Annotated in this window: 19 protein-coding genes and 3 tRNA genes; 14 read left to right on the forward strand and 8 right to left on the reverse strand. The window is 44.4% G+C overall.

Annotated features, from left to right (window positions below; all coding sequences use genetic code 11):
• Positions 1 to 344 precede the first annotated feature (344 nt).
• The 3 genes from PSE7367_RS17735 (at position 345) to trpB (ending at position 2,945) form a co-directional block, all read left to right on the forward strand.
• On the forward strand, positions 345 to 680 hold the full coding sequence (locus tag PSE7367_RS17735; RefSeq protein ID WP_015166718.1) for an STAS domain-containing protein: 336 nt from the start codon (positions 345 to 347) through the stop codon (positions 678 to 680).
• A gap of 216 nt (positions 681 to 896) precedes the next feature.
• Positions 897 to 1,187, forward strand: a complete 291-nt coding sequence (locus tag PSE7367_RS17740) for a hypothetical protein (RefSeq protein ID WP_015166719.1) — start codon at positions 897 to 899, stop codon at positions 1,185 to 1,187.
• Between the two features lie 495 nt (positions 1,188 to 1,682).
• Complete coding sequence (gene trpB / locus PSE7367_RS17745) at positions 1,683 to 2,945, forward strand: tryptophan synthase subunit beta (RefSeq protein WP_015166720.1); 1,263 nt, start codon at positions 1,683 to 1,685, stop codon at positions 2,943 to 2,945.
• A gap of 236 nt (positions 2,946 to 3,181) precedes the next feature.
• Here trpB and PSE7367_RS17750 read toward each other — a convergent pair.
• A tRNA-Ala gene (locus PSE7367_RS17750) sits at positions 3,182 to 3,254 on the reverse strand.
• 307 nt (positions 3,255 to 3,561) lie between these two features.
• On the opposite strand from PSE7367_RS17750, the gene PSE7367_RS17755 reads away from it, so the two are divergent.
• Together PSE7367_RS17755 and PSE7367_RS17760 are read left to right on the forward strand one after the other, a co-directional pair.
• Complete coding sequence (locus tag PSE7367_RS17755; protein WP_051038175.1) at positions 3,562 to 4,008, forward strand: ATP-binding protein; 447 nt, start codon at positions 3,562 to 3,564, stop codon at positions 4,006 to 4,008.
• A gap of 955 nt (positions 4,009 to 4,963) precedes the next feature.
• Positions 4,964 to 7,204: a RelA/SpoT family protein gene (locus PSE7367_RS17760; protein ID WP_015166722.1), complete on the forward strand. Its 2,241-nt coding sequence runs from the start codon at positions 4,964 to 4,966 to the stop codon at positions 7,202 to 7,204.
• Positions 7,205 to 7,233: 29 nt separating this feature from the next.
• Here PSE7367_RS17760 and dprA read toward each other — a convergent pair whose 3' ends face one another.
• The 3 genes from dprA to PSE7367_RS20750 all read right to left on the reverse strand — a co-directional run bounded on the left by dprA (position 7,234) and on the right by PSE7367_RS20750 (position 11,312).
• Positions 7,234 to 8,625 carry a DNA-processing protein DprA gene (gene dprA, locus PSE7367_RS22800; RefSeq protein WP_015166723.1) on the reverse strand — a complete coding sequence of 464 codons (1,392 nt, stop codon included), beginning with the start codon at positions 8,623 to 8,625 and terminating at the stop codon, positions 7,234 to 7,236.
• Positions 8,626 to 9,129: 504 nt separating this feature from the next.
• Positions 9,130 to 9,678, reverse strand: a complete 549-nt coding sequence (locus PSE7367_RS17770; RefSeq protein ID WP_015166724.1) for an adenylate kinase — start codon at positions 9,676 to 9,678, stop codon at positions 9,130 to 9,132.
• Positions 9,679 to 10,004: 326 nt separating this feature from the next.
• Entirely contained in the window at positions 10,005 to 11,312 is a 1,308-nt protein-coding gene (locus PSE7367_RS20750; RefSeq protein ID WP_015166725.1) for a late competence development ComFB family protein, read from the reverse strand.
• A gap of 302 nt (positions 11,313 to 11,614) precedes the next feature.
• Here PSE7367_RS20750 and PSE7367_RS17780 point away from each other — a divergent pair, with 302 nt between their 5' ends.
• The 3 genes from PSE7367_RS17780 to PSE7367_RS17790 all read left to right on the forward strand — a co-directional run bounded on the left by PSE7367_RS17780 (position 11,615) and on the right by PSE7367_RS17790 (position 13,750).
• The gene (locus PSE7367_RS17780) at positions 11,615 to 13,006 is read left to right on the forward strand and encodes an NB-ARC domain-containing protein (RefSeq protein ID WP_015166726.1); all 1,392 of its coding nucleotides are present in this window, start codon (positions 11,615 to 11,617) and stop codon (positions 13,004 to 13,006) included.
• 167 nt (positions 13,007 to 13,173) lie between these two features.
• Entirely contained in the window at positions 13,174 to 13,353 is a 180-nt protein-coding gene (locus PSE7367_RS17785; protein ID WP_015166727.1) for a hypothetical protein, read from the forward strand.
• Between the two features lie 25 nt (positions 13,354 to 13,378).
• Entirely contained in the window at positions 13,379 to 13,750 is a 372-nt protein-coding gene (locus PSE7367_RS17790) for a type II toxin-antitoxin system death-on-curing family toxin (RefSeq protein WP_051038033.1), read from the forward strand.
• Between the two features lie 8 nt (positions 13,751 to 13,758).
• Here PSE7367_RS17790 and PSE7367_RS17795 read toward each other — a convergent pair whose 3' ends face one another.
• Positions 13,759 to 15,459: an ABC1 kinase family protein gene (locus PSE7367_RS17795; RefSeq protein WP_015166729.1), complete on the reverse strand. Its 1,701-nt coding sequence runs from the start codon at positions 15,457 to 15,459 to the stop codon at positions 13,759 to 13,761.
• A gap of 329 nt (positions 15,460 to 15,788) precedes the next feature.
• On the opposite strand from PSE7367_RS17795, the gene PSE7367_RS17800 reads away from it, so the two are divergent.
• The 6 genes from PSE7367_RS17800 (at position 15,789) to PSE7367_RS17825 (ending at position 20,954) form a co-directional block, all read left to right on the forward strand.
• Positions 15,789 to 15,861, forward strand: a tRNA-Arg gene (locus PSE7367_RS17800).
• Between the two features lie 214 nt (positions 15,862 to 16,075).
• Positions 16,076 to 16,960: an ABC transporter permease gene (locus PSE7367_RS17805; protein ID WP_015166730.1), complete on the forward strand. Its 885-nt coding sequence runs from the start codon at positions 16,076 to 16,078 to the stop codon at positions 16,958 to 16,960.
• Between the two features lie 115 nt (positions 16,961 to 17,075).
• Entirely contained in the window at positions 17,076 to 17,909 is an 834-nt protein-coding gene (locus tag PSE7367_RS17810) for a hypothetical protein (RefSeq protein WP_015166731.1), read from the forward strand.
• Positions 17,910 to 18,100: 191 nt separating this feature from the next.
• A tRNA-Met gene (locus tag PSE7367_RS17815) sits at positions 18,101 to 18,174 on the forward strand.
• 287 nt (positions 18,175 to 18,461) lie between these two features.
• Entirely contained in the window at positions 18,462 to 19,169 is a 708-nt protein-coding gene (locus PSE7367_RS17820; RefSeq protein WP_041698601.1) for a hypothetical protein, read from the forward strand.
• Positions 19,170 to 19,595: 426 nt separating this feature from the next.
• Positions 19,596 to 20,954 carry a serine hydrolase gene (locus PSE7367_RS17825; RefSeq protein ID WP_015166733.1) on the forward strand — a complete coding sequence of 453 codons (1,359 nt, stop codon included), beginning with the start codon at positions 19,596 to 19,598 and terminating at the stop codon, positions 20,952 to 20,954.
• Positions 20,955 to 20,991: 37 nt separating this feature from the next.
• Here PSE7367_RS17825 and PSE7367_RS17830 read toward each other — a convergent pair whose 3' ends face one another.
• From PSE7367_RS17830 to PSE7367_RS17840, 3 genes are all read right to left on the reverse strand, one after another.
• Positions 20,992 to 21,777: a hypothetical protein gene (locus tag PSE7367_RS17830; RefSeq protein WP_015166734.1), complete on the reverse strand. Its 786-nt coding sequence runs from the start codon at positions 21,775 to 21,777 to the stop codon at positions 20,992 to 20,994.
• A complete protein-coding gene (gene trpC, locus PSE7367_RS17835) occupies positions 21,774 to 22,658 on the reverse strand; it encodes an indole-3-glycerol phosphate synthase TrpC (protein ID WP_015166735.1) in 885 nt (294 codons plus the stop codon). Before trpC ends, PSE7367_RS17830 begins: the two co-directional genes overlap by 4 nt.
• Positions 22,659 to 22,829: 171 nt before the next feature.
• Positions 22,830 to 23,120, reverse strand: a complete 291-nt coding sequence (locus tag PSE7367_RS17840) for a YggT family protein (protein ID WP_015166736.1) — start codon at positions 23,118 to 23,120, stop codon at positions 22,830 to 22,832.
• Between the last annotated feature and the right edge of the window lie 1,457 nt (positions 23,121 to 24,577).

Raw genomic sequence — 24,577 nt, forward strand, 5'->3', positions numbered from 1 at the left:
CAAAATGCTCGATCGGTTCTAATTCTCTGTTGGGCTCAAATTAATTCGTAGGGCTTTAAGAAAAAGTTTGCCATACCAGAATTTCAAAATACGGTACTAATTACAATCAGCTTACAACTAGATCGATAAAGTTTTAGCTCATAGCCAGAAACTTTGATTGATATTTTTTTGCCACCGATCGCATCCCACAACAGTATGAATTATAAAACCTAATTGAATGAACAGTTAATCACTCAATCCGTTCATCCAACCAGGGGAGTTAGCCATCCCCCGATCGGTCTAGGGTAGGATTGCTTACCATTTAAACATTCTGAGCTAAACTATTAGCATTGCAACCAAGAGATATGGGAGAGATTAAGATCGCAGAGGTTTGTTTGGAGGGCAGATTTGATGCCGCCAACCATAACCAGATATGTCAAGAACTTAACAACACGTTAAAAGAACAACCACAACTTTTACTCATCAATCTTGAAGCACTAGACTTTCTTGATAGCAGGGGATTGAGTGGCATCATCTCTGTCCATAACCAGCTTAAGAACTGGAATGGAGGCTTGGCAATTTTGTGTCCACCGGGTCAGGTCAGGGATATATTTAATCTCACCAATGTGAGTCGGTTAGTTGAAATATTTGATTCACGGGCTCAGGTAGAAATTTTGATCAATAAAATCCGTGACAGTTAAAAATGAAATTTAAGGTTAGGCTTTTTTTGCTTCTTTTCTCTAAGATACCTAAATCCAAATGCCTGATTTAGCCTCTTAAACAGCGATCGAGATTTTCAAACAGCTAACCTAAAAACTCAAGCCATTTTGCGGAGTAGAGCAGGAATTGCCCTATGGCAAACTAGATCCAGGGGAGTAGCTGACTCAGTAGTTGTTTTCACGAGGCGATCGCTAGCTATGAATCAATCTAAATATCTTTCCTCAGAACAGTATCGACAAATGCTGGTGAAAGACGGCCAAAGACGTTTCCAGGAATGGCATGGGCGCTTTCTGCAATATCAACAAAAGTTTCTGCGATCGCAAAAAGAAACTCAGGCCAACTATAAAAAACGATCGGATGGCTCTACCTTTGATTCCGAAAAATACCGCCAGATGCTAGTCAAAGACGGCCAGCAGCGCTTCCAGGAATGGCATAGCCAGTTTTTGCAATATCAAGACGAGTTCTTGCGTAAGAACCATGATTCTTAGGCAACCTTAGGCAACATCGTTTATGTTGGTTAAGAGAAAAGCGATCGTCTATTAATTGTCTATTAATTGTCTATTAAACTACAGATGTTCCTGTGCGATCGGCATTAACGCAAGTTTAGTGGCAGGTTTGCTTAGATCTTAAATTTTAGATCTTAAATCTTAGATCTTAAATTAGGCTTAATGACTGAATAGCAAAAATTGCGATCGCTAGATCTCTACCCCTATGGCATTATCTATATGGGCGATCGTGAGGATTTAAGGTTAGATCTGCGATCAAAAAATTGATATAGCTTTGGCTGTTCAATTACCAAATTGGAAATCATTGATGAACATTGTTAATTAATCCGGTGACAGCTTTTTAATTAGACTAGAATATTTAAATCTACCCAGCAATTGCTCTAAAATTTGTGTCGTTGCTGAAATAGCCAGGTTAGCTTAGATATTTCTATTCGCCACTGCATTTTTTAATTTAATAACCGTTTTCAAGTAATCACAATGACGCAAACCCCTGCTGCTCAAAACTTTAATACCCCTGTCAATCCTGCCGAGCTAGACGCTGATTTCCATAATGTCGATCGCCCCGATCAGCTCGGTCGATTTGGCATCTTCGGTGGTAAGTATGTCCCAGAAACACTAATGAGTGCCCTGGCTGAGTTAGAGCAGGCGTTTGCCTACTATAAGCAAGATGCTGAATTCAATCAGGAACTAAATAGTTACCTGCGCGATTATGTCGGTCGCCCTAGTCCGCTTTATTTTGCGGAGCGATTGACCGCCCACTATGGTACTGCCCAAATTTATCTCAAACGTGAAGACTTAAACCACACTGGTGCCCATAAGATCAATAACGCCCTAGCCCAGGCACTACTAGCAAAACGCATGGGTAAACAACGGATTATTGCGGAAACTGGCGCGGGTCAGCATGGTGTAGCCACAGCCACCGCTTGCGCTCGGTTTGGGCTCGATTGCGTCATTTATATGGGCGTACATGACATGGAGCGGCAGGCACTGAATGTGTTCCGGATGCGATTGATGGGTGCAGAAGTGAAACCAGTTGAAGCTGGCACAGGCACACTTAAGGATGCTACCTCCGAAGCGATCCGCGATTGGGTTACCAATGTACGAACTACCCACTACATCCTTGGCTCGGTGGCTGGCCCCCATCCCTATCCGATGATGGTGCGCGACTTTCATGCGATCATTGGCCAAGAGACCCGCCGTCAGTGCATGGAAAAGTGGGGCGGATTACCGGATATCCTGTTGGCTTGTATTGGCGGTGGTTCAAATGCCATGGGTCTGTTTCATGAGTTTGTGAATGAACCCAGCATTAGGATGATTGGCGTGGAAGCGGCTGGTAAAGGCGTAGACACTGATAAACACGCAGCTACCCTAACCCAGGGTACTGTTGGTGTTTTGCATGGTGCAATGAGCTATTTGCTCCAGGATGAAGAAGGGCAAGTGCAGGAAGCTCATTCGATCAGTGCTGGCCTAGATTATCCTGGCGTGGGCCCTGAGCATAGCTATTTTAAGGATGCTGGGCGCGCAGAATATTACAGCGTTACTGATGCTGAGGCTTTGACTGCATTTCAACAACTCTCGCGCTTAGAGGGAATCATCCCGGCGCTGGAAACTGCCCATGCGATCGCCTACCTCGAAACTCTCTGCCCCCAACTAACCGCTCAGCAAAAACTGGTGATTAATTGCTCTGGGCGTGGTGACAAGGATGTGCAGGCGGTTGCTAAGCACTTAGCAATGGAATAACAGGAATCATAAAACAAGCGAAATAATAAGGGATATTTGGGTAACTAAACTAAGCATCCCTTATTGCGTTGCATATTGCTAAGATAATTTAACAATTAAGCGATCGGTCTAACTGAGTATCAGACATATGTTTGATATTTTTGTTGATGGCATTTTTATCCTTGGGTTATGAAATGCCCCTTATTAAGCACAATCCAATTTATATTGCACAACTGCTCAAATTTACTCAAATCTAATGGAGGTAAGCGGACTCGAACCGCTGACTTTCACAATGCCATTGTGACACTCTACCAACTGAGTTATACCCCCAGGTTCATTGCGGTTTTAAATCATAACAAGGTTTAGGTAATAAGGCAATAATTCTTTTCAAGATTAGTTATTTGCATTCTGAGTAGTCAAAATCACACCTCAACTATGCAAGATTAGGGGTTTTGACTTTTGAGTCGTAACATCCGCAGGGAGAGGCGATCGGCACTTATGCAACAAAAAAATTGCCAGCAGATATTTTAGTAAATTGGTATATGCCCCTATGTCTTAGGTTAGAATAGGGTGTAAGTAATTTATGGGCTCACTGATTAGCTTGATCGAGCATCTTGAAATAGGGAGTCAGATAAGCGTGATTGCCACATCGCTGCGTCCCGTTAGCGGACAAAAGTGGAGTACCCTCAGCTTTGCCTCAACTCTTTACCTCAAACCAATCCTGGACTTACTGTTATCAGAAGTGCCATCAATCTGGCATGCTGAGTTGCGGCTTGGACTTCAAGAGGCATTAGTAAATGCAGTTAGGCATGGTAATAAGCTAGACCCAGGCAAACAGGTCACAATCCATTTTTCGATCTCGTCGCAATACTACTGGTGGATGATCGCTGATCAGGGTGAAGAAGGTTGTCCTGAGCTTAGTGCTCATGGCTATACCGAGCATACCCCCAGTTTTGATTCTGAATGTGGTCGCGGTTTCTTTATTCTGCATCAAATTTTCGATCGTGTGGTGTGGGAGGAAGGCTCGCATCAACTTAAGCTGGGTAAGCATTTGCACCAGAATTGCTTGCCGGCAATTTGTTAAATTTGTGAGCCTCTTGCTGGCCGACTAGCCAGTTTGGCTATAACAAACAAATAATCATCGCGGCGATCCTGTATGTATCCCTGTATCCCTTACCAAAATGGTATCGGGATTTATTTAATTTATTTATCCTAGGCTTTATTAGACATCACCTCAAGCAAATATCAGGACTCTTGTGAAAGCTGAATTTTGCCGCGATCGAGTCAAGACATCAGCCCTTACGCAAAAATCAAGTGAGAAGCCTACTGCCAATCCACAGTCAGGGGCAATTCAGGCTAGTGGATATCTGGCTAGAGATGGTAATGGTATAGAAGCAAGATTTTTGATATCATCTCGAAATCTCCTCGATCGGGTTGGTAAATTAACAGCAAGTTAAGTTAAGATTAGTTAATAAAAGGGACAATAGCAATTTCTAAACCGTCTAATTAGGCAAAGGTTCCGAGGATCGCTCGGATTTTGGATTGATCGCCGTGAGCGATCGGGTCGCAATTAGGCGCTTAGGCTGGCAAAAATTATTACCAAATAAGTTAATTTAAGACCCAATAAGTTAATTTAAGACCCAGTAGCATCAGGTAAGTCATGTCTACTGCAATTTAGTTTTTTCTTTTTTTGTGGATTTTAAAATCCCAACTCGTCAACCTAACCAATTGCTCTAGGTAAAGCGCCTAAATGGAGCTATTCAAAAAATTACTTTTAACCTAGACTTAATAATCCAACAGTTCAAGAATCGATCGCCAACACTCTACATTCCCGCATCAATATTTCTGGATTCGATTTCTGTATTAGTAAAATCCTTATACATTTTCTTTAGAGACGCTCTTTGGTGTTTCCGTTAGGATTAAAAATAAGTTATGCCCAGCTTTTCCGTACATTATTTTTCCCGCATCCGTTTGTACCACTTCTTGGCTCCTTCCATTTCAAGAAATAAATACCGTTAAGCCCCAGGTAAATTTGTTCAATGACCCTAGCTATTGACTCCCACCCAAACACTGACCTCGGTTCACTTATGCCAGAGTGGCTCAAGGGCTGTTGGCAAAAAATTGCCGCTGCTGAACCGATCGACCCTGAAGACCCAGAAGCCATAATCTGCCGCGCTTTAAAATTTGCCTGTGAATTGCATGAGGGGCAATACCGTGCTTCGGGTGAGCCCTATATATTGCACCCGATCGAGGTGGCGACCATTTTGCGCGATCTTGGTGGTGGTAGCAAGGCGATGATCGTGGCTGGCTTTTTGCACGATGTGGTCGAGGATACTGAAGTTACGGTAGCTGATATTGAGGCCGAATTTGGCGCGGAGATCGCCGCCTTGGTGGAAGGGGTAACCAAATTATCTAAGTTTAATTTTGAGAGTAAAACTGAGCGTGCTGCCGAAAATTTCCGCCGCATGTTTCTAGCAATGGCTCAGGATATTCGGGTGATTGTGGTCAAGCTGGCCGATCGGCTCCATAATATGCGCACCTTGGAGCATTTGCCTGCACCAAAGCAAGCCAACATTGCCCGCGAGACGATGGAGATTTTTGCACCGCTAGCTAATCGGTTGGGGATCGGCCAGATTAAATGGGAGCTGGAGGATCTGTCATTTAAATATATTGACAAAGATGCCTACCAACAAATGCGCAGCCTGGTAGTTGAAAACCGCCGCAATCGAGAAGAGCGACTGGCCAGGGTACGAGATATTCTGCGATCGCGGATTGAGCAATTGGGGCTAACCAACTTTGAGATTAGCGGTCGCCCTAAGCATCTGTATGGGATTTACCAAAAAATGCAGGTGCGGCAGAAAAAGTATGAAGAGATTTATGATGTATCGGCGATTAGAATCATTGTCGAAAATAAGGAAGCCTGTTATCGCGTATTAGCCGTAGTTCATGATTGCTTTCGGCCGATCCCTGGCAGATTTAAAGACTACATTGGCTTACCCAAACCAAACCGCTACCAATCGCTGCATACGGTTGTAATTGGCCCTAATGGTCGCCCCTTGGAAGTACAAATTCGCACCTGGGAAATGCATCATATTGCTGAATATGGGATTGCGGCGCACTGGAAATATAAGGAAACTAATTCCAGCCATCAGGCCACTAGTCAAGAAGACGAGAAATTTACCTGGCTGCGGCAATTGGTCGAGTGGCAACGGGAACTAAAAGATGACCAGGAATACATTGATACCCTCAAAGAAAATCTGTTTGACCATGAGGTATATGTATTTTCGCCCAAAGGTGATGTATATTGCCTGCCCCGTGGTGCTACAGCCGTAGACTTTGCCTATCGCATCCATACAGAACTGGGTAACCATTGCGCGGGAGCCCTGGTAAATGAATTTATGGTACCGCTCGATCGCAAACTCCAGAATGGCGATATTGTCACGGTTCTGCGTCATAAAAATGCCCATCCCAGCCTGGATTGGATTAATTTTGTGGCCACCAGTTCGGCTCGCCATCGAATCCGGCAATGGTATAAACGATCGCGCCGAGAGGAAAACTATGGCCGAGGGCGATCGATGCTGGAGCGAGAAATGGGCAAAGGTGGCCTGGATAGCCTGCTCAAATCGGAGCGGATGCTGGAAGTGGCTCGGCGCTGCAACTACCACAGTGTCGATGATATGTTGGCAGCATTGGGCTATGGCGAAATTTCCCTCAACATGGTGGTGAACAAGCTGCGGGAAGAACAAACCACCCAGGAAGCAGCGATCGCAATTCCCCGTTTGCCATCTGCTCCTAGTGCCAATGCCGCTTCACCCACCAAATCACCAATCCTGGGGCTAGAAGGTCTGCCCTATCGAATTGCTGGCTGTTGTCAACCGCTTCCTGGTGAACCAATTATTGGTGTGGTGCCCCGTGGTGGCAATCGCAGCATCGCCGTACATAAACAGGAATGCGAGAATATTGCTGATTTCCCAGGCGATCGGTTGATCCCGATCAGTTGGAATAATCGGGATGATGTCGATCGCCCCAGCATTTATACGGTTGATATCAGGGTAGAGACGATCGATCGGGTTGGTGTCCTCAAAGATATTCTGGCGCGATTGGCCGATGAAAAGGTGAATGTGCGTCATGCCACCGTTGATACGCGCCCCGGTGATACTGCTACGATCGAACTTAGCATTGATATTAACAGCCGCAATCAATATGAAAAGCTGCACTACAAAATTTCCAATATGAGTGATATTGTGGCGGTGCGGCGGATTAATCGTAATGATAGTTAATTGAGCTAGTTAGTTCTTTGTGCCAACTGCTAAACTAACCGCTGGTAATGCATTCCCGGAGCCTGAGCCACTGCTCCATATAGTTCTAGCTCCAGCAGTGCTGCCGAAATTTCGCCCGCATCTTGATTTACCTTTTGCACGATCGCATCAAAGCTGGTCAAATCCACTGGGTCGAGCAAATCCATTAACTGCTCCTGTAATTTGCTCAGTGGCGGCAGGTCAATTTTATTTGCTTCGCTGATTATCTCTGCGACTGGTTCTACAATCACTTCGATTGTCTGCGGTTCAAGCGATCGCTTGTTATTTGCTGTTGATCTAGCCGCAGCTTTTGAGTTGGAGCGGGAGTTAGATTTTGCCGTCGATCGCCTAGCTGAACTACTAGCATTAGGGGAGCTCCCCGATCGAGAATTACTACTTTTACGACCATTGCCAGTTTGCGCCATTCTCTGGGCTTCAGCCTGGGTAGCCGCCTCCACCAGGCGATTAATTCTGGCTTTGCTATCATTACTCTCACTCAGCAGCTCAAAGCCGATCGGATCTAACCGTGGCATTGCCTCCAATGCTTCAATTAGCTGCTTCTCGCTCATAATTAATTGCGCACCACGGCTAATCAAATCCAGGCAACCCTGCCCCTGTGGAAAGTCCAAGGAATTAGGCAACGCATAGACATCGCGGTTATATTCATTGGCCTGGTGAGCGGTGATTAGGGCTCCAGATTTACGCGGTGCTTCAATAATAATTGTGGCGCGACAAAGTCCTGCAATGATCCGATTGCGGCGGGGAAAGTTGGCGCGGCCTGGCTCAGTGCCATAGGGGTATTCACTTAAAATCAAGCCCGATCGCAAGATTTGTTGATGTAATGCATAATTGGCCGAGGGAAAAACCCGATCGACTCCAGTTCCAACCACCGCAATTGTCTGTCCTTTAGCATCCAGGCAACCTCGATGCGCCTCTCCATCAATCCCATCTGCCAGGCCTGAAACCACCGTAAATCCATTTACAGCCAGTGCCCGACCAATTTTTCGCGCCCATTTTACGCCATAGGCTGAGGGATGGCGAGTACCCACTACCGCGATCGCCCGGTTTTGATCCCAGATGGTTATTTTGCCAGCACCATAGAGCAACGCCGGCGGATCGGGAATTTCCAACAGTAATTTGGGATATTCAGGATCACTGGGAGTCCAGAATCGTGGGTTCTGACGGAGATGATCTTGCAAGAGCTGCTCTGGTTGAATAAATTTTCGTGCCGTGGCGATCGCATTCATATTCGCAGTGCCAATCCCCTGCACCGATCGCAAATCACTATTTTGGGCACCCCAGGCCACCCGCAGCGAACCAAACTGTTGCTGGAGCCGCCGCATCGTAATTGGGCCAACTCCTTCAACTTGTGACCAGGCCAGCCAGTAGGCTCTTTCCGTCAACTTATCTCCCTCGCTTTAATCTTCTTTTGCTGGATTAGCAATTGTAATTTTGGGCTAATAATTGCAATAATGCCGATCGCTGACTAACATCACTGACTAATCTAAGTAGGCATGAAACAACATACTGGATCTGCTGTCAAAGTCAAATCTTGATCGATCGATATAAATCGACATCAAACAACAAGCAAAAGTTAGCCCATGCCATAGCTAAGATTTTAAAGACCTCTTGGTTAAGATATTGTGCTTAAACCCAATCTCTAGATTAGCGATCGCTAAAAAAGCACAAACTCACATATTTTTATCACAGCCTCAATACTTATATAATAAACGCAAATTACTTTTGAAATCCAGTTTTAAGCCAAAAATATTTTGATACTTCCAGCGCCAGCAAAATATCAGCTAGGTGCAGTAAATTACTAGCACAGCAATAGGGCTATCAGGAAATTCCCATTAACTAGATGTCATGGGCTTCAATTCAGGAGTTGGATCAGGTTAACTCAAGCTCTAGCCTAGTTTACTAAGAATACTCTGGGTCACATTGTCGATCGCATTAGCGCCCTCAATGATCAGCAGTTTTTGTTTGTATTCGTAATAATCCAGCAACGTCGTCGTGCGATCGCTAAATAATTCCAGTCGGCGTTTAATTACTTCCTTGGTATCGTCCACATTGCCCCGCTCTAGCGATCGCTCCACCAGAACCTCCTCTGGCAAGCGCAAATAGATCGCCCAATCCAGCGGCTTACCAAGCTCCTCTAGCAAAAAATCTAGTTCTTCTGCCTGAAACGCAGTACGGGGATATCCTTCCAAGATCCAGCCCGCTACCGCATCATCTTGCTGAAGCCGCGATCGCATAAACTGAATCATCACCTGATCTGGTACTAGCTCACCGGCATCTAAATATTGCTTAGCCTGTGCGCCCAATTCTGAGTCCTTGGCGATCGCTTGTCGCAGAAGCTCTCCAGTGGAAATTGGCGGCACATTAAAATGCTCAGACAGTCTTTTAGCCTGGGTACTCTTGCCAGCACCCGTTGCCCCTAAAATTACTAATCGCATAAAAAATTCTGATTAAAAAGAACAATTGGTTATAACTCAAGCCCACCCAAATAATAATAGGCATAATAGGCAGCAATCAGACTTAATATGCGATCAAAGATCAAAATAGCTAAGCACCAATAGAGAAATATTGCCTAGTTCGATCGAATATTTGTTCAACTCCAAGCCTGAATCAAGCTTTAAATGTTTTAAATATTATGATCGCAACCATTATTTAAGCTATTTAAGCATTTTATGATTTACTGCTGGCGATCTCTAGATGCACTCATTTAAATCCTTTGATTGATACTCACTAGGATTCTTACCGATCGGCAGTTACTTCACCGCTAGTACATGCTTGCTGCAGGTTGATAATAGCCACCAACCACCCTGGACTGAGGCGGAGAGCTAACCACATTAACTTGCTGAGCCTGGCTCGATCGCTCTTGCTCTGTTTGGGTAGCGGCAGACTGGCGTTTGAATTTAATAATATCCGCAGCCAGGGTGGCTAGATTGCTCAAGGTGATATTACGACATTTCAGCAACTGCTTGATCTGGGGTAAAGCTAGTTCATATTCCTGGTTGAACTTTTCAAATGGCAGTGGCTGGACATTTCTGGGGCTGGCTAAAACTAATTCAATGCCGCGCTTAACCAGGTCTGTAACTCGGTTGGCCAGCTCCGATTGAGCATACTGGCGTTGGCGGCGATAGTCACGATCGCTAGCAGCATACATGGGTGGCAATCGGTTCAGGGCATAGGCCATAACTTCGGTTAGATTGATCTGTGCTCGTATCTCTGGGTCAAAATTACGGACAAGATGACCTGCTACCAAAAGCACCAGTTTTTCTAAAACATTACTAAATTCTAGCTTGGCAGGGAGGGTATAAATTTCTAGCTGTTGTGCCTCCATTGCCTTAACAGATATTTCCTGGCCGTTGGCACTTTTTACTACCTTTACGGGGTTGCGGCGTTCTGGAGCCGGTTCAAAATTCTGGGTTTGGGCATATTTTACCTGGCCATCTTTAGTTGTGCCTAGGCAAGCTCTGAGTTGATCAATTTGAGACCGCATACTGGCACTCAAGCTGTCTCGATCGTCTAAATCATAATGATCATCCTGAGTATCCTGAATATGGGTATCTTCACGAATAACTGTTTGATCTGATTTGACTGGCTCCGGATAGACATCTAAATCGGCGATCGCTCTAGTAACTTCAGAATTACTATTACTCGCGCTACTATGCCTGTTAAGATTTTGGCTATTACCCAGGGCTTTTTCAAGCGCTGCAGGCACATCGCTCCATCTTAGCTCCGGTTGTTTTAAGACCCTTCTCAAGCTAACCAGTGCTCTAGCCTGACTTTTTAGTTCAATTTCTGGTAGGGGAGTTTTGCTGGCAGGAAAGTTTTTGGTGCTAAAAGCAGCGATCGCCACGGAGACAGCTTCAATAATTTGCGATCGCATCTCTTTTACCAAACGGCGGCGTTGGAGCTGCCAACCATGATGACTAGTTGCATACAAAGGTGGCAGTCGATTGAGGGTATAGGCCACAACATCGGCTAATCGAATTGAGGTGCCGATTGCTGATTTAAGGGGCGCTAATTGCTTCTGCGCTTCCCTAATCACTATGTCTTCCAGGGCATTCCTTAAGCTACTCATTTTATTGTGCTACCGACCAAATTGGTTTTAATTTGTATAGCCAGATGATTGAATAGGATGTAAATAAAATATAACTGTTAGTAAGGAATTTGGCTGTAGGAAAAGTAGGTATCAAGGTATGTTATTAAAACCCACCTTTTCAGCCAAAATACCTAACTGCTGTGGGAAAGGTGGGATCCCAAACCATCATCGGGTTAGAATAGGGCTCTTAAGACTTTTAAAACGATCGAAATATTGATTCTTTGTGTATTCTTAAGTAAATCTAGTTCCATTGATAAATCGGCAATAAAGACTGGTAGCGGATGACGGTTGATGAGGCACTTGAAATATTAGAAATAGCCCTAGAGCATAGGTCGCTTAGTCATGTCTATGAACTGGTGTTTCGTAGATCCTGGCAGGGGCAGACCTATAATGACATTGCCAGAGAAGCTGGTTATGACTATGACTACATCAAAGAGGTCGGCTCTAAGCTGTGGAACTATTTATCCGAGGCTTTAGGTGAACGTGTTAACAAAAAGAATGTGCAACTGGTCTTACGTCGCTATCACAAACACCAGCAGGAAGAACAGGCCGTAAATATAGAAACAGCCACCCTAAAGAATGTTAATGATGACAATGGTGGCGATCGCTTTGATGAGCTGAGCTTGCCGAACCAGGATTGGCGCGGCGCACCGGATGTATCCAGGTTTTATGGTCGCACCGATGAATTAGTTAAGCTGGAGCGTTGGATAATTCAAGATTTTTGCCGGATTGTGGCGATCGTGGGCATGGGCGGGATTGGTAAAACTGCCCTTTCGGTAACCCTGGCGGAAGAACTCCAAATCGGTTTTCAATATATTGTGTGGCGATCGCTACGAAATGCGCCACCATTAATGGATTTATTGATTGATATCATCCACCACATTTCCGATCGGCAGGGTAATCTACCCGACACGCCCTATGGTTGTATTTCTACCTTGATTGAATGTTTAGGTAAGCATCGTTGTTTAGTGGTGTTGGATCATGCTGATGCCTTGCTCAGTAGTGGTACGGGACGGGAATATCGCCAGGCCGGTGAATATATCGAGGGGCGGGAAAACTATGCCGAGCTGTTTCGGGCGATCGCCGAAGCCCAACACCAGAGCTGTTTGCTTATCACCAGCCGGGAACAACCCCGCGAGATTGCCCTACAAGAAGGAGCCAGAGCAAGATCGCTATTTTTGGGGGGCTTGCAGGTGACCGAAGCGCAGCGGATCTTTGCGGAAAAAGGTGAGTTTGAAGGTACTGAGCAAGACTGGCAATTTTTAGTGGCGCGCTATGCTGGCAACCCGCTGGCATTAAAGGCGGTAGCCCTGGCAGTAAAGGAATTTTTTGGCGGTGATATTGCACAACTCAATGCCTTGCTAGCGGAAGATCGCTGGATTTTCTCGGATATCCGCAAGCTACTAGATCAACAATTCGATCGCCTTTCTGAGCTGGAGAAAAAGGTAATTTATTGGGTGACGCTGCAAGAGGGAGAGGTTACCCTGGCTGATCTAAAAACAGAGCTAGCTCCCGTTGATTCAACCCAACGGCTGCTGGAAACTCTGGATTCATTGCGGCGGCGATCGCTAATTGATAAAAATGGTGCGGTGTTTAGCCAACAGCCGATCGTGCGGGAATATATCGAAGAGAAGATGAATCAGCAATCTCTCGAAGCGGCCGATCGGGGCTAGGTTAGCTAAGTAATTATTGATTTATTTACTGGGTGATCGCGCCAGGTAAGGATGTTTTCTGAGGATTAGAATAGGAGTGATAATGAATGCTGCGATCGGCATTTTCGTCACAACAAACCATTTTATTCATTTTTAAACTATAATTTATTCCATGTTTGGAGGTCAAAATGTCTGATCAAAATCAAGATCTGGTCAAAACTTCTCAAGATATTGCCACGCCTGAATCTGACGAAAATGGCAATGGACACGAAATCAACCTTGATAAAGGTAAAAATGAAGTTTGGCAGGCTTACCTGAAATCCAAGAAAAAGTACCGTGAGGTCTACCGTTATCTTGCCGAAAATTAGATATATCACTGTAGAAGAAGCAATCATGCTTCACGAAGATCAACTTCAAAGTGATGGTGGTACTAGTGGGATAAGGGATGTAGGGCTATTAGAGTCAGCGCTTGCACAGCCTCAAGCCTCATTCTTTGGTGAACTGTTACATCCAAATATTTCCGATCAAGCTGCTGCATATGTATTTCACATTGCTAAAAATCATCCATTTGTAGATGGTAATAAACGCACTGCATTTGCAGTTTGTAGTGCTTTCTTGCTAGTAAATGGCTATGATTTCAACATTGCCATAGATGAGCTAAAAGAAATTATTTTGAATGTGGCCAATGGGAGCTTATCAAAAGAGCAGCTCCTAGAAATTTTTAGCAAAATTGTTGTAAGCCTTGATTCCTTAGAAACGGAGTAAATCCATAACTAAGAACCACTACCCGACAAAAACGCCAGCGGCAAAGCCGTAGCGATCGCCCTGGGCAAAGACGAACCGATCGCACCAACTGCTGCATCCCAGAGCTTATTGGGTTTTAATTCCGCACCCACCAGTTGCCAGATCCGCGCTACTTCATCAGTATGGAGGCGATCGTCTTCGGTCAGTGCCAGCAAAATCCGCTTGCGCAAGAACTTCCCTTCATCGGACATTAAAAACTGAATCCCCATTCTGGCCGTCGGCACCAGGTCAAAATCATCATCAGACTTAGCAATTTTGATTAAATTCTCCAGCCGACTCCATTGGAACTTGCCATTTTTAAATAGCACTTCAATTAAGCGCTGACGCAGGCCAGGCGATTCATCGGTCAGCAAGCGGCGTGCCACATAGGGATAGGCCACCTGGACAATTTTAAATTCTGGATTCAAGCTGAGCGCCACACCTTCCTGGGTCACCACCGATCGAATAATCAAGGCAAACTTAGCCGGCATACAGAACGGATATTCATACATCAACCCAGAGAAGCGATCGGTCACCACCTTGAAGTTAAAATCACGTACCTTTTCATTCATGATGTCGCCCAGCACACTTTCTAGGGCATTGGCGATCGGTGGGATATCCACATCCGGTGTCAAAAATCCCAGATTCACATAGTCATAACCCAGCTTTTGGTAGTCCTTATTCATCAAATGCACCACCGAATCAACCAGTGCCTCTTTGGTGGTTTGTTCTAGTTGATCCATCATGCCAAAGTCAATGTAGACCATGCGGCCATCGGCGGTGGCAAACAAATTACCAGGGTGGGGATCGGCATGGAAAAAGCCAAACTCCAGCAATTGCCGTAGGCCAGACATCACGCCAATCTGTACCAGTTCATCAATATCCAAGCCAGCCGCTTTGATCCCTTCTACATCGGTGAGCTTAATCCCATCGATCCATTCCATTGTCAGCACCCGCTTGGAACTATAGCGCCAATAGATCGAAGGAGCATCAACCCTTGGTTCATCACTAAAATAGGTCGCAAACCGTTCCGCGTTCTTGGCCTCATTCACATAGTCAACTTCTTCAAATAGCTTAGAGCCAAATTCATCAATAATGCCCCGCAAATCTGCGCCCAAATTAACTGGTAGTAGGGGTTGAGTTAGAGCAGCAAGCAATCGCAACACATAGAGATCTAGTGTGATTGTAGGGATCAAATTTGGTCGTTGCACCTTGATCGCTACTTCTTCACCAGTATGTAGCCTGCCTCTAAAGACCTGTCCTAAACTGGCAGCCGCAACTGGCAAATCGGGAATGTAGTCATAGATCTGGTCGATCGACTTGCCCAATTCCTGCTCAATAATCTCGATCGCCACCGATGTAGGGAAGGGAGGCAATTGATCCTGTAGTTTGGTTAGCTCATCTAAAAAATCTTTGCGCACCAGATCAGGGCGAGTAGAGAGCGCCTGGCCAACTTTAATATAGGTAGGCCCCAGCTTAGTAATAATTCGGCGGAGCTGAGCAGCGCGGCGTGGTAATTTGGCATCTTCCTGCCCCGACCACTTGTCTAGCTGCAAGCCCACAAATAAGCCAACAAACATATAAACTATCTGGATCAATCGCCAAACTGCGAGGAGGGGGCGCTGGTTATAGTGCTGGGCGATCGCCTTGGCATCGTATTTTTTCAGATATGCTAAAGGATGTTGACTCACTCTGTTTGATAACCTCGAATTTAATTCAGACTCTAAATTAGCTATATATAGCGCAAATATATAATCCTGGTTGGTTTCAGTGCAATTCTAAATCTACCCACCTTAACCAGGAAGAAAAGCATTTGTTAAAAACTGTTACTCTAAGTATATAAAAATACAAACTAATTTGGCTCTATAGATAGATTGATATCTATTTTCAAATTTGGTGCTTTTCAAAAGCTCTACTTATGTTAGTATTAGATTCGCCAATTAAGCAGTGATGATTTCGCTAAACAAGTGGTACGGTCTTCACTTAACACAAATAAGTTTAATTGAGCATCATTACTTCAGGGCTTGTGGCTCAGTGGATAGAGCATCTGGCTACGGACCAGAGGGTCGGGGGTTCGAATCCCTCCAAGCCCGTTATTTAATTAAATAAACTTGAATTAATCGTACTTCTACGGAATGTATGATCAACTTGCCGATCGCATGATTCGTTGATTTATGGGTTGCACAACCGCTAGTTGTTGCTAGTTGGTCGGCTCAGTCTCTACTGAAATGGGCACAAATTGACCAGATGCACAGAAATTAAAGGCTAAACTATTATGAAGTAGCAATCGCCTTACTCGCAGCCATTATGAGTCAAACTGTTTCAACTAAATCAACAATAGAGCTAAACAACGATCGCCCAGAGCGATCGATCGATCCGGGTTTGTTTTCCGGTGAATTTGCCCAGGAAACCCTTGCCCAAACCAAACGCTGGTTTATTCAACTCAAACGCCGCCCCACTACTTTAATTGTTGGCGTGGCTCAACCCTTGATGTGGCTGGTTTTATTTGGTGCATTGTTCCATAACATCCCGCAGGAATTTATTGGTGCTACCACCTATGCCCAGTTTCTAGCCGCTGGCATCATTGTGTTCACGGCTTTTAGTGGTGCCTTGAACTCTGGCTTGCCAATTATTTTCGATCGTGAATTTGGTTTTCTCAATCGCATGTTAGTAGCGCCGCTGGCCTCGCGGTTCTCGATCGTGCTGGCTTCTGCCATATTCATTATCTTCATGAGTATTGTGCAGACGGTGGCGATCGTGGTGGTTAGTTCTTTCATGGGCGCAGGCATTCCCAATCTGGCGGGGATTGTGGTGATGTCTTTGGTGATTTTGCTGCTGGTGCTGGGCTTTACCATGCTCAGCCTGGGTGTTTCGTTTGCCATGCCCGGTCATCAGGAATTACTGGCATTTATCTTTTTAATTAATTTGCCATTGATTTTTTCCAGCACCGCCCTAGCACCACTAGAATTTATGCCCAGATGGTTGCAGTGGGTGGCCAGTTTGAATCCACTCTCATTTGCGATCGCGCCAATCCGCCATGTCTATAGCAATGCCAGTTGGTCTTGGCAAGATGTGGTATTGGCTGCACCCTGGGGTGACCTGACCGTGTTGGGTTGTATGGCAGCATTGGCAGTTTTTGCGACGATCGTAGGAGTATTAATTAGAGGTGTCTTACGTCGAGGTGTGACTTAAATGTGGCTTGAATAACTAGTAGCAAGCCAGTCCTATAATTATCGCCTAGTGATCTTTTTATAGAAAACCTATTGACTTGGTTGCAGAGCAGCATAACCATCTAGCAGTGCAGTGCATGAGTGAAACCAAAGCCGCGATCGTTCCATTTACTGATAATTGGGCTTACTTGAAAACCGAGTTAGCCTGGTTGGATCGGATCTTGCGGCGGGTCTTGGCCAAGCAACGCAAGCTCAACCATGAAGTCAATCGCGTTGCCAATTCACCTGCCGATCGCGCCACTAGTCATTGGTGGCAAGGGTTTATTAATCTAGACCAGAACCCCGCCAATGGCGGTAGCCATCAAAAACAAGAGCGACCGATCATTGCTGTTAAACCCCATCCGATCGGTCGGTTTGGCGATCGGATTGCGGCCAGCTTCGAGCAAGATATTCAACTATCAGTGCCATTGCTGTGTCAACAGCTAGAACTAAGTGAGTTTGAGCGCAATATAATTATTCTCTGCCTGGCTCCAGAGATTAATCGCCGCTATGAAAAGCTCTATGCCTATTTAAATAACGATGAAACTAATTCTCGCCAGCCCACGGTTGATCTAGCCCTGCGATTGTTCTGTCGCAATGATGCCGAATGGCAGATCGCTCGCCAAACTCTGCAAACAAAGGCCACCCTGCTTAAAAATAAGATCCTGGAAATTCAACCCAGCACATCCTCTGCTCGTACCTTGCTGGCTCGACATTTACTGCTCACCGATAAGGCAGTGGATTATTGCCTGAGCGATCGGCTATCCCTAATCGATGTTTTGCCGAAGAAACGGGGACGGAAACGACGCAAAACCCTTAAAATCACCCCTAAGCAGGTTTTGAACGTGGCCAAAGAAGAAGGCGGCAAGAAAAAAACTAGCCCTACCACCTCTAAATCCAAGAAGGCTAGTAAATCGAATAAATCTGAATAACTCTGGGTAACTACGCTTGCGTTGTCTATTTTGGCGGATATTTAACCAGATTCGATCTTAAATACCTAAATGGCATTATGTTAAATTAGTAACGATCGGTGTTAATATGTTAAAGCTTTATTCGGCCTAGGGTTAAAGCAACAGACAAATTAGCGCCTGGGCGATCGTAAATGAGCGATAACGAAGCATATGGCAGCATAGCTCAGCAGGTTAGAGCGGCGGTCTCATAATCCGCAGGTCGTGAGTTCAAGTCTCACTGCTGCTATTTGAAATTATGTGAATTCATAGCAATTTTCAACTTGTTGCTAATTCAAGCCTTGCTGGGGAACGTATTTATCAGGGGCTAATCCTGGCTCTATTTGATCTACTTAACCTGGGGTATTTAGTTAGTAGCTAGTTGTTAACGAGTTATTACCTGTGAACCATTAGCTTTTACTGGTTGGTGTTGCCTCACAGATTTAGATTATCTGTTTGTTATGAGCCAGTCCCTGGGGTTTAGTTATGGATCTGGTTAGCTTTTGTAGCTACTAACCATTATTTACTCAGCCTTGGTTGAGCATTTTTGAGACGAACACGATCGCTACTTTTTTTAAGGTATTGGCGGCCATGTTCGATTACAAACAGTCCAAACAGTTAAAGCAATTCAAGCAATTTCCCCTCAAATCCACGTTTACCAGATTCAAAGCTAAACATCAACGCTGGCGCTGCCTTGTGACCGCGATCGGCCTAGTGATCTTTAGCAACCTGCTCAGTCCTGCCACAATCATGGCCAGGGGGCTACAAATTGTTGGCGGTAGCTTCACTGATACCAGTAGCTTTGGTGGTTTTATTACCCTCCACCCCACCACTAATCAACTTTCCTATTGGTATATTCACACCCAAACCAACCAGGGCATGGCGGGGGCTTTTTATGCACCTGGGGCTGGTGATACGGCCAGGATTGAAAAGATTATAAATAGTGAAACTGGCGATCGGCTCAAGTTAGTTTTCTACGACAGCAAGACTAAGCAAGTTTTAGAATTAGTGCTTGATCAAGCCAATCTAGAAAATCTGGATAATGCCATTGTGGTTGGCACAATTGGAATTCAAAATAGCAGCCATCCTGCGTTATCAAGTGATGGCAATCAAGATGCTCAAGATATGCATGGGCTCAATCAGCCAAATTTCAGTCCGATAGATAGTCCTGTGACCAGGGAAATCTCCGCCGATCGGGATCGTCGCGCCTTTCGAGGGGCAAAATTAGTGGAAGTAGACTATTAGACTGCTTGCATAATGCAAATATATTTCAAACTAAATATCACAATGTCGTAAATTAGCCGATTCTGTCTGCTATGTTTAAGCTCAGCGAGTGGCACGATCGCTCACATATATTGATATAGCCTAATTATGTTTAGGCAAAAATCACTAAGGATTACAACCATTGCCACTTGAGGCTAGATTAATGCCTGATTTAGTCGTCAAAATATTAAATATTTAACAATATTTAGCAGGGAAAGCCATTAATATCTATAGAGCAATTTGGATCGAGTTGTGGCTGTAATCAAGTTTTGTACTCTTTTGCCGCAAGCGATCGTCATTCCTCCATTTAATCGCTGCATCATAGAGCTAGGTATGTAAGCATACTTGCTTAAATTGAGAGTTTCGATTCAACCAATTCCCCTAACCAATATTTACTGATATTTTTTGATGCAATCTGCTAGGACTGGAGATCAAGGCAAGGTAAAAATAGCGCAGCCTTCCCTAAGTTCAAACCACTCAGCACCAGCAAGTAAACTGACCAGGGTGGGACTAGCTGCTACGGTTTTTTTAGGTGTTTTGGGCTTGCTGCCAGTTCGGACAGCACCTAATCCACTGGTCAGTGCAAGCGATCGATCGATCATGATTGGGCAGCCTACCTATGCGATCGCCCCTCCCCGTCAGCCTCAAAAAAACAAAAATCAAGTTAAAAGTAAAAGTCCTGATTCAAGCCCTGTCATCAGCAAGACAGACCAGGTCGCTACTACTGCTGAGCATAATCCTGTCCCCAATGAAAATGAAGCAGGGCAATTGCTGATTAGCATGGGGCTGAGTCTGGTTACCGAAGATACGATCCCTAACCATTATCAAGATTTAATTTCCAGTCAATTACAAATATTCTGGCAGCGATCGCTTTTGGCCATATCCAGCCTGACCCAGCCTGCCAAGCCAAAATTAGTAATCAATACCACGATCCCAGTGGTTCACAATAGCGTTTTTCTTAACCAAGCAGTCTATGACTGGGAAATAGGCCGATCGGGTTTTTTGATCCCGATTGCTCAACAAAGCGGCTTATCTGCCAATGCCACAATTACAGTATGTCGAGTTTATGGCAGTTGTCGCCGTATGAATGGCGATCGGCTGATGCCAGATCCAGCCAGCCTGATCAAAGTACCAGTGGCTGTAGCCCTGATGCAAAAGCTAAATGAGCAGAATATTGGCCTGAGCACCAAAATCAAGGTTGATGCTGGCAACTTCACCGAAGATCGCCTGGGTACAATTTCTTATGGGCAGGAATATACCCTGCATACCCTGCTAACCGAAATGATCGCCAGCAGTAGTAATATTGCCACCAATCAATTAATTGACTATCTCGGCAGTGATTATATTAACCAGGTGTTGCAGCAGCGGGGGTTTGCTGATTCGGAAGTTAACTTCAAACTGATGGGCGATCAGATTATGCCAGCCAATCCTGGCAAAAGTCGCAATCAGCTAACCAGCGATGAACTAACCCAGATGATGGTGCAAATCTATCGCCAAGAACATGCTGGCGATCGGGTGTTGGCTAAGTCATTACGGCTGCAACGCGATCGTGCCTTGGGCTTTGATGGCGTAAAAAAAGCAAAGGCGGCGCGTTGGGTGGGTGAAAAAACTGGCCAAACCTCAAAGGCACTGGGCACTACGGTGGCATTGGAGGTAAAGGGTAGGCCCTATGTAATCACGGTGGTGGACAGTACTGGTAGTGATGCGGCAATTAGCCAATGTGTGACGTTGATTGCTAATCACATCGCCGATCGGGGGCATTTATAGTTTAGCTAAATTGAATTAAATAATAAACAAGCTCAAGCTATTCATTCTTTCGCTGCCATGTGCTTACGTCCATCCCATCTGGCGCAATATGACTAAAGCCCTTTCTCCAGATTTCATCTAAAGCTTGAGCATAAAGTTCACTGACGGTTTTACCTGGTTGAGGAATATCATGTGACTCTATACAAGAAAAAGTCAACATATTTGGAGACATAATTACTGGGAACAACCCATCTCTTCCGTCCCATGAAGTATACAAACCAATTCCGAAATGTCGACTACCTTTTGGAGATCTTGCCATAGAAGGATATATTTCAAAAGAGCATGACTCTGTACTATAGGAAGAATTACCTAAAAATATTGTGCGATCATTATAGATTACTCCTTGCATCAAATATTCTCCAGGTTCATTATTTTTGTCATAAGTTTGAAGTTTGGAATGAAGTTTACCAGGTGTTAAGGTATTGGAAAAATCTACAGTTCCATACTTCCAAACTATTTCTCCATCTATCTTTGTAACCCAGTAACAGTGCCATTTCCTTCTAAGGATCTGAATATTCTTTTCATTGGTATCAGATAAAAGCCTGGATTCCACGCTGTTTTTGATAAGCTCTAAAATTGATTCATAAGTTTCGTTGGCATCAGTTCTCGCTACTATCCCACCAATCGAAGCTCCAAACACAGCGCCACCAATTGCAGAATAGATCTGATTGCCCGTATTTTGGCCAGCTAGAATAAAAGCAATTCCAGCACCTGAAGATATGGCTAAAGCAAGGTTCTTTTTAAACCATTTATTAAAACTATGTATTGAGCTTTCGCTAATCATTTATTGATCAAATCTTTAACTGCCTGCTCTAAATCTGATTGCTTAATCAACGACTCACCCACCAACACTGCACCAGCACCACAATCGCGCACATACTTTAAATCCGCGTTGGTATAAATCCCCGACTCGCTCACCCACAGGATCTGGGATTTAACTGCGGACTCTACTTCGGCTAGTAGTAATTCTGTTTGTTTGATGTCTACCGTAAAGGTTTGCAGATCGCGGTTATTGATTCCCACCAATGCCAGATCGGGCAACTTTAAAACCCGCTGTAGTTCCGCTGAGTTATGGACTTCGATCAGGGCGATCATCCCCAGCGATCGAATCAGTGTTTGGAAATCAGCCAGATCACGATCGCTCAAAATTGCGGCGATCAACAACACCGCATCCGCCCCATTCAAACGCGCCAGATAAATTTGATAGGGGTCGATAATAAATTCTTTGCAAAGCAATGGCAGATCAACCGCATTCCGAATCAGGCGCAAATTATTAAAGCTACCCTGAAAAAACTCCGCATCGGTGAGCACTGACATGCAACTAGCACCACCAGCGGCATAGCCCTGGGCGATCGCAGCGGGATCAAAATTAGGGCGCAACAGGCCACGACTAGGTGAAGCTTTTTTGGCCTCTGCAATCAGGGCTGGCTTAGTGGGGCTCTGGCGTAGTGCTGCTACAAAATCCCTGGTCGGCAATTCATTTTGATGAGCAATTAGCTTAGCTTTAATTTGGGCGATCGGCAATTGCGCATACATTTGCGCCACTTCTCGCTCTTTATGCCAAACTATTTTCTCTAGGATGTTGGCTGGCGTAGAATCAGCGCTAGCGATCTCATAAGCGTTTTGATTACAGGCTTGATTGGGGTTGAGGCGGCGGACACGCATGATTTAATTAATAATTAGATTTAATCTAAGATTACTAAACAAAATAACAAAATCAATCAAGCCCTTGCTAAAACCAAATTTGGGTAAAGTAAACCACAAACTCAACCGTTATTTTAAACACTTAATAAGCACTTAAATTTTAAGCATTTGGGCATGAAGTCTAATATTTAGTTAGTTATAGCTCAGCATCGTTAGCAAGCCCTGTTGCCCCAGCAAAATTTCGCGCAGCAAGCTGAATATCCCCACCCAGATCACCGGGGTAATATCCACGCCACCGATCGGCGGCACCAGTTTCCGTAGCAGCGCTAAAAATGGTTCCGTGGGGATCGCCACGATGTTATAGGGAAATTGCTCCATTTGCGCTTGGGGATACCAGGTCAATACGATCCGCACCACAAACAAGAAGATTGCTAGACCGAGGAAAATATTTAAACCCAAACTGCCGATCGCCAGACTATCCAAAATAATTAACCGTATCTAATTTGCAAACTTTAAATTAAAACCTCGATCGCTCTTCGCTAACTTGTCGGGTTTGTTGTCAAGAACGAGTCTTTTGGTGAAGATGAACAAAAACGTCTTAGAGAGCTGAAATAAAGAACTAAAAGGCTAGAAGTAGCCGCTTAAAATTACTAATGGATTAAGGCCAATCCCCCCAGAGAATTCTCAACCATTTCGATCTAAAGCATTTCTAATTTCTATACTTAAGCATTCACAGCATTCATATTTAAATGTTATGGCTATTAGTTGTACTTGTGTACTTAGACGCTCTAGACAATTAGTCCGAATTTTTGAAGATCGTAAGAACCGGCAGGCAAGCACCAATGCAGGATGCGATCGCTGCAACTCCACCAAAAATGTGGGGTGCTTGAAAGTAGTTGACGATCTCGTCGGATGCCAACGGCAACGTTAGCAACAGGACACATGATACGCCGACACGAGGCAGAAGTGATTTAATCATAGTCATAGCTAAAATGAATCAAACCCAACAAGGGATATTTGACCATATCTCAAGCATTTAGGTTAATGCTGGCAAAGCCAATCTGTCCTCAGGGTGATTTTCCCCGTTGCTATTTACTAATTATTTACTAATTAAGTATTTGTCAGTGGTCTTTAATGCAGGCTCTGTAAGGCATAAATAAGGCATAAATACTTACACTAGTGCCGATTTTGTATTCTAATCTGCTAATCAGGTCACGAGCAAGTGGAGCTACCTATCTCTTAATATTGTTTTTATACCTATTTGTGTGGTTATAGCGTGCAAAAGCAGTCTTTTGAATGAATAAGTTGTGATCGCTAAGCCAAACCCTGAAAAACGCCATCGATCGGCTCAGATATTTAACCTTAAAATTTAACATCTCCAACTTCTTGTAAACACCGCTTTGCTGAAATTATTGGATGTCCAAAATCTTGACTAGACTCTATATGTGTCATTGATTACAGCAATGGGCAATCTTAAATGTATGACTTGAGAAGTAAGTTAACCCTGAATTTAGGATCTAAATCAAAAGCAACTAGCCCTGTCAATTTATTTCTAAATTTGCGCATGAAGTGAAATTATTGGTGGCAAAAAAAAATAAGCAGCTTATCGATCGGCTCAAACTTAATATTTCGCAGTGAAAAGTTATATTCCTGTAATTTAAGCCAAAGCAACTCCTTCCAAAAAAAATAAAATATTCATTATTTAAACGGTTTTGGACTAAAAAAAAAGAATTAAACTTAGTCTCGTTGCTATCAACTCTATCTTTTGCCCGATCGACCTGTGGTTCCTACTCTCCCTCTGGACTATGCACAAAGAGGTATTTTACCTGGTGTGGCTTTGCACTACGGTACTGTTTGATGGTGATTAGCGTCTTGATTTAGCTCTGGAAGATTGCTAATTCATTCAGCAACGCAATCAGGATTGTCGGTGATTGACCTTT

This window comes from Pseudanabaena sp. PCC 7367 (assembly GCF_000317065.1).
Classification (GTDB): domain Bacteria; phylum Cyanobacteriota; class Cyanobacteriia; order Pseudanabaenales; family Pseudanabaenaceae; genus Thalassoporum; species Thalassoporum mexicanum.